Origin of the sequence: Paraburkholderia sp. JPY465, from assembly GCF_050436725.1 — a bacterium.
GTDB lineage: Bacteria > Pseudomonadota > Gammaproteobacteria > Burkholderiales > Burkholderiaceae > Paraburkholderia > Paraburkholderia youngii.
This window is the reverse complement of sequence record NZ_JBNDMT010000002.1, coordinates 1,274,113-1,288,131: the sequence shown is the minus strand read 5'-3', so window position 1 is coordinate 1,288,131 and position 14,019 is coordinate 1,274,113. Positions and strand designations below refer to the sequence as shown.

Sequence of the window (14,019 nt, the reverse complement as noted above, 5' to 3'; positions counted from 1 at the left end):
GTTCAAGAGACTACGAAACGTGAAAATTGTTCTTGTTGTCAACTCAATGGGTGAGCCGGGCGGCGCCGAACGGGTTGCCGCGGTGCTGTCGGCCGCGTGGGCCCAGCGCAATCACACCGTTACGCTCGTGCCGACCTACAGCAAACACGGTGGATGTTTTTTTCCGATCGACGAGAAGGTGCGGATGGTCTATCTGGCTGACCGCGTCAAGCATAGCCCGCTGCGACGGGTCAACTACATCGCGAGACTGGCGGAGTTGCGCAAGCTATTCGTGCAAGAGCAGCCCGACGTCATCGTGTCGTTTTTGACCAACGTGAACATCAACGTGATCCTGGCTTCACGGGGCCTGCGCATTCCGGTGATCGCCTGCGAGCACAATGATCCGGTGGCCGATGGCCGCCCGTTGCTGTGGAAGCTGCTTTGCCGGCTCACCTACCCGCGGGCCACCGCGCTCACGTTCCTTTCCCAGTCGATGGCAACGCCGTTCGAGAAGATGCGCTCGGGAGACACGCCTCGCATTGCCGTGATGCCGAATCCGATTCCGGACGAGCTTTTCAGCATGACCAGGCCGCAGCGCGTCGAAGGCAGAAAGCGCCTTATTTCGGTTGGTCGCCTGCAACCCCAGAAGCACTACGAGCTGCTGATCGAAACCTTCGCGAAGGTCGCGCACGACTTCGAGGATTGGGATCTGTGGATCTGGGGCGAAGGCCCCGAGCGGCCGATGCTCACCCGGAAGATAGCCGAGCTCAATCTGTCCAGGCGGATATTTCTGCCCGGCAGCACCCAGGCTGCATGGGATGAGATGGCCGCCGCGGATGCTTTCGTCCTGTCGTCCCGCTTCGAAGGGATGCCGGTGGCGTTGATGGAGAGCATGGCGCTCGGTGTCCCGGCGGTCTCGTTCGACTGCCCGAGCGGGCCGCGCGAGTTGATGCGCGACGGGCAGGACGGTCTGCTGATTCCACCGGGCGATGCAACCGCGCTTGCCGCCGGGCTGCGGCGCATGCTGTCGGACCAGGCGCTGCGCGAAGAGCTCGGCGTCAGGGGCGCGCGCTCGATCCGGGATCGCTATTCCGTTGCCCATGTTCTGGCGATCTGGGACCGCCTGTTCGGTCAGCTGCGCCTCGGTTGAAGAGTTTTCTGGAGCACCAGGATGCCGATGAACGAAATCGGTCTCCACGGCTGTATCAGGCACTGCTTGACTCGGAGGACGGATGAGCAAGGTCTATAGGTACGTCGCCAGGGCGACCGGTTCGGACGCCGTTGCCAGGAGCCTCGATGTGGTCTCCCGATTCCCTCTTTCCTGTGTCGCCATGGCCCTCAAGCTGACAGCCGACGGCAGAAAAAAGCCAATGGACAAAGTGTCTTTGGAGGCACGCATACAGAAACTGAGACCGTATCGACCGTCAGTTCCTCAGCAGTTGGCCTGCACGAACGAGGACGAGGGCCTATGGCTTTCCATCATCGTGCCCGTGTACAACGCGCAAGCCTATCTGCTGAAGTGCATTGACTCGATTCTGACCCAGAACACCTCACTCGCCTACGAACTGATTGCCGTCGATGATGGATCAACGGACGATTCTTCGGCCATTCTCGATCGCTACGCGAATCGCCCCCGCGTGACCGTGGTGCACATCGCGAACAGCGGCGTGGCCCTTGCCCGCAACGAAGGTCTCAGGCACGCAAAAGGCAAATACGTGATGTTCGTCGACGCGGACGACTACCTGCCGCCGGACTGCGTCGAGACCCTACTCGTTCCCGCACTTCGACACGACGTCGATATCGTGCAAGGCAGTTACTGGGTCGTCGACGTGACGGACAGAATACATAGGACGCAGGTCTTCGGCGATTCGGTCGCGACTCGCGCTGATCCGGATGTCTTCGATCTGTCGGGTTATCCGTGGGGAAAAGTCATCAAGCGCGAGCTTTTCAAAAGCGTGCAGTTTCCGGTGGGCATGGCGTATGAAGATTCGCTCGTCGCGCTGGTCCTGCTTCCGCTGGCCAATGGCTATGTGAGCCTCAGTCATCCGGTGTACTTTTATCGCGAGAACCCGCGCGGCCTGACGGCTGTCTTGACCAGGGATCCAAAGACACTGGATGCCTATTGGATCGTGTTGAAGCTTCTGTCGGACAGACGTTCATTGGGCCTGCCGACTGACAACCGCGTCCTCGGGCAAGTCAAGAGTCATTTCGGCGCACTGCTCTACGGGAGGCTCGCCAATTTCGACAATGAGGTAAAGCGAGCCGTCTTCTATCTATGCTGCCTTCAACTGGAAGCGTTGCGAAGGGAATGCAGCGTTGGCACAAGCAGCGGCAAGGGCGATGAGCTCGATTGCGCTTTCCGCACACGAAATTTCCTGCTTTGGAAGTTGCTTTGTTTTTTCGAGTTGTAAATTGGCGATCATGTCTCGCGTTGCGCGGTCTGTACCTCACGGTTGACGCGCATCGCGATCCAACCCGGCATCCGGCCGGCTTATGAATCGATGTGCACCGACACTCCGATAGCCGAATAGACGGGTGTCGCCTTCCGGCCGTCGATCGTGATCGTAGTGCACCGCTTGGTCGCCCTGTTGCCATCGATCAGATCGATGGTGTCGCCGAGCTTGGGCGAACCCCTAAAGCCAACCCTTTACCGTCGCCACTCGCCAGACGACAAACATGACGAGGCCCACCGATGCGGCGGTCAACAGAATGAAGTCAATCGAGCGCGCTAGCTTTTTCATATCAAAGTCGGATCGGACGTGCGACGTCCGCATGTGAACAGGGATTCGGGCATTCCGCGTGGATACGAAGTTACGCCCTGCAAGCTTAAAAGCCGCTTATCCCGAGCCTGTCCCCTTGACGACCCCGGGTTCTCCCGAGTCGCCCGCCGCTGTGCACTGACGCGCCACAACGGCGAACATCCACACCCGTGGCAAACCGTGCCATCATGGCGAGCATTCAGCAGATGTTTGCGAGCGGACGGAAGCCACGTTTGTTGCAAGCGCTTCATCAGTACCGCACGCTCCGACGCGCAGCACTGGCCAGCCAAAGCGGGATGCCCAGCCGGCGGCATCCTGCCATGCTCTACAGCCGCGCTGCTCCGTCTATCAGCCGGACGAGGAGGTCATCATGCTCGCAGTTCACAAGGCGGTGTTTCCGGTCGCGGGAATCGACACGCGCTTTCTGCCGGCCACGAAGGCGAGTCCGAAGGAGATGCTGCCGGTCATCGACAAACCGCTGATTCAATACGCGGTCGAAGAAGCGGTTGCCGCGGGCATCACCGAGCTGATCTTCGTCACCGGTCGCGGTAAGCGCGTGATCGAAGATCATTTCGACAAATCCTACGAAGTCGAACACGTGCTGCGGGCGCGCGGGCTGCAAAGCCTCGCCGAACTCGTGCAAAGCATCAAACCACCGAACGTCAACTGCATCTATGTCCGGCAAGCCGAGCCGCTCGGACTCGGGCATGCGGTGTTGTGCGCGCAAAAGCTGATCGGCGACGACCCGTTCGCGGTCGTTCTCGCCGACGATCTGCTCGAGGGTCAACCGCCCGTTCTCGAGCAGATGGTGCACATCTTCAGCCATTACGATTCGTCGGTGATCGGGGTCGAGGAATTCGAAGCGGACGGCGCTTGTTCCCACGGCGTGGTCGGCGGACGACATTGGGACGAGCGCGTGATCAATGTGTCGAGCATCGTCGAGAAGCCCGCGCCGGAAAAAGCGCCTTCGTGCTTCGGCGTCGCGGGGCGCTATGTGTTGATGCCAGCGGTGTTCGACCATTTGCGCGCGCAGCGGCCCGGCCTTCACGGCGAGATTCAACTGACGCCCGCCATTCATTCGATGCTCGAGGAAGAGCAGGTGCTTGCCTATGAATTTGTCGGCAAACGCTACGACTGCGGGACCAAACTCGGTTACCTGCAGGCGACCGTCGACTTCGCGCTGCGGCATAACGAAGTACACGATGCATTCGGTGCCTGGTTGCGCAAGCGGCTCGACGGCGAGACGGCCGCGCCGGGCACTGAGCATTAGCGCCGCGCATTCGACGACCGAACGGTCTGATCAAAGTAGCGCCCGGTAAATCTGTGCACTATCGCACCCACGCCGGCGCATCGCATGTCCATGATTTACCGATGAACGTCATTCCTGTCAGCCGTTCCGGAGCTGCCAGCCGGACTGATTTCGATGGGTGTCAGCATGGGCTTGCGCGTAACGCGCTATATTTGAATTCTCACTGCGCGATGCGGCGGTGCGCTACTTGCCGCGCGAGTATGCGCCGCGAAAGCTTCATCTATCGTTGTGAGCCTTGGTGATTTCCAATCCCCGAGATTAACCGGGCTCGTGTTGGACCGTTGCAGACTGGCCTCGCTCGGGTCTTCCGCTTAACCACGACTTCACAGGACGGCAATATGTCACTTCGTATCAATGACACCGCGCCCAACTTCACCGCGCGGACCACGCAGGGCACTATCGATTTCCATGACTGGATCGGCGACCAATGGGCGGTCCTGTTCTCTCATCCGAAAGACTTCACGCCGGTTTGCACGACTGAACTGGGCTACATGGCGAAAATCGAGCCGGAGTTCACCAAGCGCAACGCGAAGCTGATCGGGCTGTCGGTCGATCCGGTCGAAGACCACGAAAAATGGGCCAAGGACATCGAGGAAACGCAAGGCGCCGCCGTCAAGTACCCAATGATCGGCGACACCGACCTCTCGATCGCCAAGCTGTACAACATGCTGCCGGCCGACGCGGGCGATACCAGCGAGGGCCGCACCGCCGCGACCAACGCGACCGTGCGCTCGGTTTTCATCATCGGTCCCGACAAGAAGATCAAGCTGACGCTGACCTACCCGATGAGCACCGGCCGCAACTTCGACGAAATCCTGCGTGTGCTGGATTCGATCCAACTGACCGCCAAACATAGGGTCGCGACGCCGGCCAACTGGAAGCAGGGCGAAGATGTGATCATCACGTCCGCGGTCAGCAACGAAGAGGCGCAGCAGGTGTTCCCTGGTTTCAAGACCATCAAACCGTATCTGCGCACCACCAAGCAACCGCGCTGATAGGTCCGGTGCGGCGGCCGTTCGCGGCCGCCTCGCCGATCTTCTTAAGAGATACAGATGATTTTCCGTCAGCTGTTCGATCCTGTTTCGTCGACCTATACGTACCTGCTCGGCGACAGCGGCGAGGCAGTGCTGATCGATCCCGTCTACGAGCAGGTGCCGCGCGACCAGGCGCTGCTGCGCGAGTTGGGCCTCTGGCTGCTCACTACGCTCGATACCCACGTGCACGCCGATCACGTAACCGGCGCATGGCGCATGCGTTTGCGTTGCGGCAGCGAGATCGGGCTTGCCGCGGTCGTCGAGGCGGAAGGCGTGACGCGGCCGCTCGCGCATGGCGATCGGATCGACTTCGGCACGCGTCATCTGACCGTGCGCGCGACGCCTGGCCATACGAATGGCTGCCTGACCTACGTGCTCGACGATCAGAGCATGGCCTTTACCGGCGACAGCCTGCTGATTCGCGGCTGTGGCCGCACCGATTTCCAGCAGGGCAGTCCGCAGCAGTTGTTCGCGTCCGTGCGCGAGCAGATCCTGTCGCTGCCGGACGGCTGCCTCCTTTATCCGGCGCACGATTATCGCGGCATCACAGTGACGAGCGTGACCGAGGAGCGGCGCTTCAATCCGCGTCTGGGCGGCGACGTCGACGTTGGCGATTTTGCCGGGTACATGAACAACCTGAATTTGCCGCATCCGAAGCAGATGGCGGTCGCGGTGCCCGCGAACACGCGTTGCGGGCAGCCGGAAGGCGGCGCCGAAGTTGCGACCGAAACACCGGATTGGGCGCCGTTGACGCTGCGCTTTAGCGGCGTGTGGGAAATCGAGCCGATGGCGCTGCTCGAGCATGGCGCGAAGTTTCAGATCGTCGATGTACGCGAGGCGCCCGAGTTCATCGATCGTTTGGGGCATCTGCCGGACGCGAAGCTGGTGCCGCTGTCGCAATTGACAGGGCGGCTCGAAGAACTGGATCGCGAGCGGCCGGTGGTCGCGGTGTGCCGGTCCGGCGTGCGCTCGGCGCAGGCGAGCGTGTTGCTGACGAAAGCCGGGTTCGGCAAGGTGGCGAATCTTGCCGGTGGGATGCTGCGGTGGCGGACGGAGGGGTTGCCGGTTGCGTCGGACAGCGTTTGACGCGAAGCCGACGCTACCGAGCCCCGCAAACTCAGCCTCGACCCTGAGAGCCCACTGCGACACCGCCCTTCGAATAGCCAGCGCCCCGTTGCGCCGAGCGCGTAACCAGCCAGATCCCCGCATACCAGCACCAGCGCGACGAGATTCTTCAATTCCATGATGTTCTCGTTCAGACAAATCGCGGACAGCACGGTACCGAACACCGGCACCAGGAAATTGAAAACGGTGACTTTGCCGACCTGGTTATATTTGAGCAGAAGACTCCACAACGTGAAGGCCGCTGCGGACAGCAACGCGAGGTAGGCCAGCAAGGCCATCGATCCTAGCGTGAACGCGTGCAACGAACCACCGGTCGCGTACCCCGCCGCAAGCAGAACGACGCCGCCAAACCCGAGCTGATAACCCGTCATGACCATGACGTCCATGCTCTGCGAAATGCGCTTTCCGTAAATCGATGCAGCGGATAGCACGAATGCGGCAATCACGATAAAGCCTTCGCCAAGCAAGGTGAACGCAAATTCAAACAGCCCGTCGCCGAAATTGACGACCATTACGCCGACGAATCCGAGCAGGCATCCAAGCGCTTTGCGTGGCGAGACCTTATCGTTCTTATAGATGAAATGGGCAAGCAGCACGCTGAAGAAGGTCGTCGTCGAGTTCAGGATCGAACCGCGAACGCCGGTAGTGTAGGCGAGACCGATATAGAAGAAAACATATTGAATGGCCGTTTGCGTGAAGCCCAATAGCATCAGCTGTCCGCTATTGCGCCGATTCAATTCGAAAACAGGCTTCTTCGAAAAGGCAGCAAGAATCAACAACAACAGCCCTGCGAGCACGAACCGGTAGCCCGCGAAAATCAGCTTCGAAGGAATATCGTTTTGTGTGATTCTCAGTAACGCGTAGCCGATTTTAATTGCCGGGTATGAACTGCCCCAAAGCAGGCAGCATAGCGTCGCCACGATGACGAGCACTTTCGGTTGAGTGAAAAACCGCGCGGAATCGCGCGATCCTGTTGTGGCTGAAGGCACGGACATTTTTCGAGTGATGTTGTCTTTGTGCACTGTGTGGGCAGGCAACAGCAGTGCTTTTTTATTGCGGTATCGCTTATTTGCTTTTCAGTGATACCGGATGAAGGCTTTGTGAAATTATACGCAAATGCAATTGTAATGTCAGGGAGGAGCGGCTGCGTCGCGTCTCGCCATGCGTCGCACGTCGACACTAAATACGGTGCTAATACTCATCGTCCATTGCACGAAAGGCCACGGGCGACCGGACGTTACGCCGGCTGCTATGTTCGCATCACTGTGTCGGGCGATCTTCCGACCATACGCTGGCGAGTGGTGCGCACCTTCACACCTGCGGCGCAGGCGCCCGTGGGTCTGTTCATTCTGCGCTGATCGCGCGATGCCCGCTTGCGCGGTTCCACGCAGTCCGCACGCCGACTATCGATACGCGTGCGTGTCGCTCGACATAGAGATAAACCGATCAGGTTCATCGACGTTCGAGTATGCGCGAAGCTTCCGATCAACGCGTCCGAACGAAGCCTACTTCTTCTTCACGTCCCGCGCTCGCCTGCCACTCGTCGCCGTATCCGCGAACAGGTCGATCACGACTTCGCGCAGCCAGCGATTGCCTTCGTCCTGATGGACCCGTTCGTGCCACAGCAAATGGATCGGCGCGGCGGGCAGCGTCATCGGCAGCGCGCGCAGGCTGAGCGAGAACGGCGTGGCCAGCTCGAGTGCGAGGCGCTCGGGCACCGTGGCGATCAGGTCGGTACGTTGCAGGATGTAGCCCACGCTCATGAAGTGCGGCACCGTCAGGCGCACCTGACGCCGCACGCCGCGCCGTTTCAGCCACTCGTCCACCTGACCGTGGCCGGTGCCGGCCGACACCACCACCAGATGCTCGGCTTCGCGCCACGCGGAAAGCGTGAGCGGCGCGTCCTCGAGTGGGTGGCCGCGTCTGAACAGACAGACATAGCGCTGATCGAACAGACGCCGCTGATAGAAACCACCCTTCAACTGCGGCAACAGTCCGATCGCCAGATCGACGCGGCCGTCGGCCATTTCGTTGCTCAGATTGACGCTCGTATTGCGGACCGTATTCATCGCGACGCCCGGCGCGACGCGCGACAGTCGTTCCAGCAATGCGGGCAAAAACACGACTTCGCCGATGTCGGTCATCCCGATCGTCATCGTTCGCATTGCGCGCAGCGGATCGAAGCCCGTCACCGGATTGAGCGCGGCGTGCAAGGTGGCAAGCGCCTGCGAGACCGGTTCCGCGAGACGCAGCGCGAACGGGGTAGGCACCACACCGCCCGGCGCGCGCACGAACAGCGGATCACCCAGCAGGCGGCGCAACTTCGCGAGCGCATTGCTCACGCCCGGCTGGCTCATGTTCATTTGTTCCGCGACGCTCGCCACGCGGCGCTCCTGCATCAGCCGCTGGAATAGCAGCAGCAGGTTGAGGTCGAGATCGCTCAGTTCCATGGCTTCGGCATGACTTAAGGTCATTCATTGGGGTGATGAAGGAGATTCATTTCATCTTATTGAGCAATGAAGGTCTAGTGCTGAAAATACCGACACGGTATCCGCATTGCGACGCGCCGAGCGCGCGCCGGAGCGAGCCGAATCGATAACCCGCATATCGGAGACACAATCATGACCCGGATGGACCTGAGCATCGCGATCGTCGGCGCCGGCATCGGCGGCCTTACGCTGGCGCTCGCACTACGCGAGCATCGCATCGATGCGCAACTCTATGAGCAGACCGACGAGTTGCGCGAAGTGGGCGCGGCCGTCGCGCTGTCGGCCAACGCGACGCGCTTTTACGAGCGCATGGGACTACGCGCCGCGTTCGACGACGTGTGCTCCGAAGTACCCGGGCTCATCTATCGTGACGGCCGCAGCGGCAGCGTGATTGGCCATCATCGCGGCATGCCCAGCTATCGCGAGCAGTTCGGCGGCTCGTACTGGGGCGTTCATCGCGCCGATCTGCAGGCGGTGCTGTCGAAGGCGGTCGGTCTCGAGCACATCGAGCTCAGCCATCGGCTGGTCGATCTCGTGCAGCATCCCGATCGCGTGAGCCTCGCGTTCGACAACGGGCGGCGCATCGATGCCGATCTCGTGATCGGCGCCGACGGCGCCCGCTCGATCACGCGACGCTGGATGCTCGGCTACGACGACGCGCTGTATTCCGGTTGCTCGGGCTTTCGTGGCATCGTGCCGGCCGGGCGCATGGACCTGTTGCCCGATCCGGAAACGATCCAGTTCTGGGTTGGGCCCGGCGGCCATCTGCTGCACTATCCGATCGGCGACAAGGGTGATCAGAATTTCCTGCTAGTCGAGCGTCATCCGTCGCCGTGGCCGTCGCGCGACTGGGTCATGCCGTCGACCGAAGGCGAACAACTGCGCCTCTTCAAGGACTGGCATCCGGCTGTCGTGCAGATGATCACGGCGGTGCCGATCAGTCAGCGCTGGGGCCTGTTTCACCGTCCGCCGCTCGGCCGCTGGAGCAAGGGTCGAGTGACGCTGATCGGCGACGCCGCGCATGCGCTCGTGCCGCATCACGGCCAGGGCGCCAATCAGTCGATCGAAGATGCGGTGGTGCTGGCCGCGCAACTGGCCAAGGCAGGCCCAGGCAACTGGCGGGAAGCGCAGGAGGGCTACGAGCGTCTGCGCCGAGGCCGCACGCGCAAGGTGCAGTACGCGTCGATCAGTACCGCGGACGTGCTGCATCTGCCGGACGGCCCCGCCGCGCAGGAGCGCAACGCGCGGCTTGGGGCGCGCGATAGCATGCTGCATCACCTCGACTGGATTCACGACTTCGATGCGCTCGCGCAGGAGCCGAGCGAGCGGCAAGGGGGCACGTGGCTTTGAGGCTGTCTTTTAGGCTTCGATAGTGACGCGGTGGCCGCGTGCGACGGACATACGCTCATCCACCGCAACGAGTCTCAGGCAACGCGCAACTTCGCCGATCTGCGGCTTCCAGATGCGAGCCGTAAATCCCGGCGTACACGCGTTGCCTTAAAACCCGCACAGCATTGGACCGCGTAGATCTGTCGTATCAGCTAGCCTCACGGTCATTTTTGCCAGCTGTTAATGGCCGGTAGCGGCCGGCGATACCACGCTCGGGGTCGCCAGCGTGTTGTTGCTCTTGGGCGCGGGGGTGGCCGACGTCGAGCCGGTGTCGTTGCTCGGCAGGCCCGAATTCGGCGCCTTGGCGCCCATGCCGCTGTCCGAGTTCGTGTTGCCTGGCATGCCGTAGCCGCCCGACGATGTGCCGTTCATCTGATTCGACGGACTCGCGGTGCTGCCTGCGTTTCCGGTCGAACCGCTGCCGCTCTGACCTCCGGCCATCTGCGCGAGAGCGCCGCCCGACAGCGAGAGTGCGGCGACGGCCGCGACGAGTGTGATGGTTGCCTTGCTCATGATCCGCCCCTCCTTGATTGGACTGGAAGATAGACGCAGACGGTTGTCGCCTGCGCTACAGGAATGTCGCAATCAGCGTGCCGCGTGCTTTCGTACGCGCCGAATCGACGCTTGAATTTCACGCAATGACGGCTCGATCCAAGTTTTTGGCCGCACGCATGGAATAGTCACGCCCCGTATTCGTTGCGTACTAATCGCTTTTGTCTCGACGAATTCGACCATTGCGATCGCACCAGATCTGCCGCGAAATCAGCCGCTCCGCCGGAATAAACCCCATGCCGTGCCCGTTCATTGAGCGTTAGGTCCTTTGGGGCACAACAAGGAGTGCGGTCATGAAGTCTCTACTCGCTATATTCGGCGTCGTTGCATGCGGCGCGGCCGTCGCGACTCTGGTGTCATGCGGCGGCGGGGGCGGCGGTAGCTCGAATTCGAGCAGCACGAGCCCGCCCGTCCAGTCGTCGTTCACAGCGACGGCGCTCGTATCCGATGGCGCGGTGCCGGCCGCACACACCGACGCAAATCTGAAAAACCCTTGGGGCGTCGCGTTCAATCCCAAAGGTTTCGCCTGGGTCGCGGACAATGGCACCAATGTCGCGACGCTCTATGACGGTAATGGCGTGCCGCAATCGCTGGTCGTCACGATACCCGACGGCAAGAACGGCTCGGCATCGCCGACGGGCATCGTTTTCAACGGAACACAAAGCTTCCTCGTCACGGAAAACGGTAAGTCCGGAGTCGCTGCGTTCATCTTCACGGGCGAAGGCGGCACCATCACCGCTTGGGCGCCCGCCGTCGGGCCGACCAATGCGTTCGTCATGTACGACGATGGCGCCGGTGGTGCCGTCTATAAGGGCCTCGCGCTCGCCGCAATGAACAACGGCAACTTTCTCTACGCGACGGACTTCCATAACAACAAGATCGACGTCTTCGATAGCTCGTTCACGAAGGTCTCGATGCCCGGCGCCTTCACGGACCCGGCGATGCCAGCGGGCTTCGCGCCGTTCGGCATTCAGGCGATCGGTTCGAATCTGTTCGTCACCTACGCGATGCAAGACGCAGCCAAACACGATGATGTCGCGGGCGCGGGGCTCGGCATGGTCGATGTGTACGACACGGCGGGCAATCTGAAGCAACGCTTCGCGACAGGCGGTCCGTTGAATGCGCCGTGGGGCATTGCGCAGGCGCCCGCGAGTTTCGGCTCGATGAGCGGCGCGATCATAATCGGCAATTTTGGCGACGGCATGATCAATGCGTTCAACGCATCGACCGGCCAGTCGATGGGACCGATGAGTGGACCGAACAACAGCCCGATCGTCGAACACGGCGTGTGGGGCATCGGGTTCGGCAACGACCTCAGCAATCAGCCTTCCAGCACCCTCTTCTTCGCGGCGGGTCCGAATGACGAAGCCGATGGCGTCTACGGAAGAATCGATCTGAATGCAACAACGTCGGGCTCGGGCACGACCGGGGGCACGGGGACGGGCACAAGCGCGGGCGGAGGGATGAGCGTTGGAATGTAGTGCCACGCGCGCAATACACAGGCGCCGCTCTTGATGCGGGAGCGGCGGGATTCTTTATCCTCGACCCGCGAGAGCGGGCTCGATCTCGTTGTGTGTCAGGCCGAATGCGGCCATGCGGTCCCGATGGTCCGGTGAGCCAAGATATGAACGAAGTGCCTGGTTTACCGCCCGGATCAGATCGACGTTACTTCTTTTGAACGAGAATGCCCCGAGCGGCGGCTTCTGCTGCTGGCCCTTGGTTGCCGGTTCGTGCTCGACGGCCTCCAGCATCGAGCCTCCGATCCGGTTCGCCACTATCCGATTCCCCAAGGCCGTGCTCGCATATGCATCGATGGCGCCGGAGAGCACCGCTTCGATAGCACCGGCTTGATGCTCGAAGACGGTAATCTTATCCTCGCTGACGCCAGATGCTCTCGCCGAGTCGTGCTGAACCTGTCCGGCTATGATGCCAAGGCGCGCGTCAGCGCGTTTGGCGAGTGACGCGTAGCTGTCGAGCGCTTTCGGGTTTCCAGTCCGAACCAGAAAACCGTCTGCGATTCCCCATACGGGGACGCTGAACGCGACCCTATCGGCGCGTTCACGCGTGGTCGCAAACCTGTTACGCATTGCATCGCGTGAATCGGCAGTTTCTCAGGGAAAAACTTTTCGCGCTCGCCACAATATTCGCGCTGCTGAAACGTCTTCAAGCGCATGGAACCGCCACCCACCTCGCACCCGATGACCGACCGAGACAGCGACATCACCGCGACCGTGGTGCGTGAGCGCACGAGGCTCGTCAATTTTATCCGGCGTAGGATCCGCGACCCGGACGATGCCGAGGACATCCTGCAGGATGTGTTCCACGAATTCGTGCAGGCTTACCGGCTTCCCGCTCCAATCGAACAGGCGAGCGCGTGGCTTTTCCGCGCGGCGCGCAATCGCATCATCGATCGTTTTCGCAAGAAGAAAGAGCAACCGCTGGCGGAGTTGTCGGAGGCGGAGGACGACGCCAGCGGTGAATATCGCCTCGACCTCGCGCTACCGGCGCACGATGCAGGTCCCGAAGCCCTCTACGCTCGCGCTGTATTGCTAAAGGCTCTGCAGGATGCGCTCGAGGAATTGCCGCCGAATCAACGTGAGGTATTTATCGCGCACGAACTGGAGGGGCGGTCCTTCAAAGACATGGTGGCGGAAAGCGGCGTCGCGCTCAACACGCTGCTCGCGCGCAAGCGCTACGCGGTCTTGCATCTGCGCGCCCGACTACAGGCCATTTACGACGAACTGGATATTTAGAGGAGTCGACGGATGAAGTTTCGAATCAGATGCGTGGGTAAAGCGCTGCTCGTGGTGGTCGCCATAGCCGTGCTCGGGTTGGTGGTCATGACGCTATGGAACTGGGTGATGCCGGCGCTATTCGTGGGCGCCCGCGCGATCGATTTCGCGCATGCGTTGGGCTTGCTGGTTTTGAGCCGCATCCTGTTTGGCGGATTCCGCGGACATGGCGGCTGGCGCGGACGGCGTCACTGGCGAAAATGGGAAGCGATGACGCCAGAAGAGCGCGAGCATTTCCAGGCGGCCTGGCGATCGGGCCGCGACCGGCGCGACGGAGACTGAACATGCGCGAGGAATCGACGGTCGACTGCAAACAGCAGCCGGGCGTGATTGCGCCGGTCGTCGACCTGAAGCGTTGCGAAGGCAAGGGCGATTGCCTGGAGGTTTGCCCCGAGAATGTATTCGAGGTCCGGCGCATCGATGACATCGACTATCTCGGCCTCGACTGGATGCATCGCCTCAAGCTACGCGTGCATGGAATGAAAGTCGCCTATACACCGAACGCACAGGCCTGCCGGTCGTGCGGTCTATGTGTGGCGGCGTGCCCTGAAGGTGCAATCAAGCTCGCCAGAACGGCATAGCGGTACACGT

At 61.3% G+C, this 14,019-nt stretch carries 12 protein-coding genes and 2 pseudogenes; 10 read left to right on the top strand and 4 right to left on the bottom strand.

What is annotated here, in order from left to right:
* Positions 1–19: 19 nt before the first annotated feature.
* From QFZ94_RS08020 to QFZ94_RS08000, 5 genes are all read left to right on the top strand, one after another.
* The gene (locus QFZ94_RS08020; RefSeq protein WP_429456121.1) at positions 20–1,129 is read left to right on the top strand and encodes a glycosyltransferase family 4 protein; all 1,110 of its coding nucleotides are present in this window, start codon (positions 20–22) and stop codon (positions 1,127–1,129) included.
* A gap of 82 nt (positions 1,130–1,211) precedes the next feature.
* A complete protein-coding gene (locus tag QFZ94_RS08015) occupies positions 1,212–2,390 on the top strand; it encodes a glycosyltransferase family 2 protein (protein WP_429456120.1) in 1,179 nt (392 codons plus the stop codon).
* 718 nt (positions 2,391–3,108) lie between these two features.
* Positions 3,109–4,008 carry a UTP--glucose-1-phosphate uridylyltransferase GalU gene (galU, locus tag QFZ94_RS08010; protein ID WP_368583150.1) on the top strand — a complete coding sequence of 300 codons (900 nt, stop codon included), beginning with the start codon at positions 3,109–3,111 and terminating at the stop codon, positions 4,006–4,008.
* A gap of 377 nt (positions 4,009–4,385) precedes the next feature.
* The gene (locus QFZ94_RS08005; protein WP_429456119.1) at positions 4,386–5,042 is read left to right on the top strand and encodes a peroxiredoxin; all 657 of its coding nucleotides are present in this window, start codon (positions 4,386–4,388) and stop codon (positions 5,040–5,042) included.
* A gap of 57 nt (positions 5,043–5,099) precedes the next feature.
* Positions 5,100–6,167 carry a rhodanese-like domain-containing protein gene (locus QFZ94_RS08000; protein WP_429456118.1) on the top strand — a complete coding sequence of 356 codons (1,068 nt, stop codon included), beginning with the start codon at positions 5,100–5,102 and terminating at the stop codon, positions 6,165–6,167.
* Between the two features lie 31 nt (positions 6,168–6,198).
* Here QFZ94_RS08000 and QFZ94_RS07995 read toward each other — a convergent pair.
* Together QFZ94_RS07995 and QFZ94_RS07990 are read right to left on the bottom strand one after the other, a co-directional pair.
* Positions 6,199–7,201, bottom strand: a pseudogene (locus QFZ94_RS07995) (DMT family transporter).
* 510 nt (positions 7,202–7,711) lie between these two features.
* Positions 7,712–8,656 carry a LysR family transcriptional regulator gene (locus tag QFZ94_RS07990; protein WP_152853990.1) on the bottom strand — a complete coding sequence of 315 codons (945 nt, stop codon included), beginning with the start codon at positions 8,654–8,656 and terminating at the stop codon, positions 7,712–7,714.
* A 171-nt stretch (positions 8,657–8,827) separates the two neighbouring features.
* Between QFZ94_RS07990 and QFZ94_RS07985 the strand changes: the two genes are divergently transcribed.
* The gene (locus tag QFZ94_RS07985) at positions 8,828–10,045 is read left to right on the top strand and encodes an FAD-dependent monooxygenase (RefSeq protein WP_429456117.1); all 1,218 of its coding nucleotides are present in this window, start codon (positions 8,828–8,830) and stop codon (positions 10,043–10,045) included.
* Positions 10,046–10,264: 219 nt separating this feature from the next.
* Here QFZ94_RS07985 and QFZ94_RS07980 read toward each other — a convergent pair whose 3' ends face one another.
* The gene (locus QFZ94_RS07980) at positions 10,265–10,597 is read right to left on the bottom strand and encodes a hypothetical protein (protein WP_429456116.1); all 333 of its coding nucleotides are present in this window, start codon (positions 10,595–10,597) and stop codon (positions 10,265–10,267) included.
* A 332-nt stretch (positions 10,598–10,929) separates the two neighbouring features.
* On the opposite strand from QFZ94_RS07980, the gene QFZ94_RS07975 reads away from it, so the two are divergent.
* Positions 10,930–12,117, top strand: a complete 1,188-nt coding sequence (locus QFZ94_RS07975) for a TIGR03118 family protein (RefSeq protein ID WP_429456115.1) — start codon at positions 10,930–10,932, stop codon at positions 12,115–12,117.
* Positions 12,118–12,171: 54 nt separating this feature from the next.
* On the opposite strand, the pseudogene QFZ94_RS07970 reads toward QFZ94_RS07975, so the two are convergent.
* A pseudogene (locus QFZ94_RS07970) lies at positions 12,172–12,702 on the bottom strand (transporter substrate-binding domain-containing protein); the annotation flags it as partial.
* A 105-nt stretch (positions 12,703–12,807) separates the two neighbouring features.
* Here QFZ94_RS07970 and QFZ94_RS07965 point away from each other — a divergent pair.
* From QFZ94_RS07965 to QFZ94_RS07955, 3 genes are read left to right on the top strand one after another with little or no spacing between them, the layout of a single operon-like run.
* Positions 12,808–13,389, top strand: coding sequence for an RNA polymerase sigma factor (locus QFZ94_RS07965; protein WP_429456114.1), 582 nt, complete (start codon positions 12,808–12,810; stop codon positions 13,387–13,389).
* 12 nt (positions 13,390–13,401) lie between these two features.
* Positions 13,402–13,710, top strand: coding sequence for a hypothetical protein (locus QFZ94_RS07960; RefSeq protein ID WP_176120997.1), 309 nt, complete (start codon positions 13,402–13,404; stop codon positions 13,708–13,710).
* A 2-nt stretch (positions 13,711–13,712) separates the two neighbouring features.
* The gene (locus QFZ94_RS07955; protein ID WP_368583140.1) at positions 13,713–14,009 is read left to right on the top strand and encodes a 4Fe-4S dicluster domain-containing protein; all 297 of its coding nucleotides are present in this window, start codon (positions 13,713–13,715) and stop codon (positions 14,007–14,009) included.
* Positions 14,010–14,019: the final 10 nt, after the last annotated feature.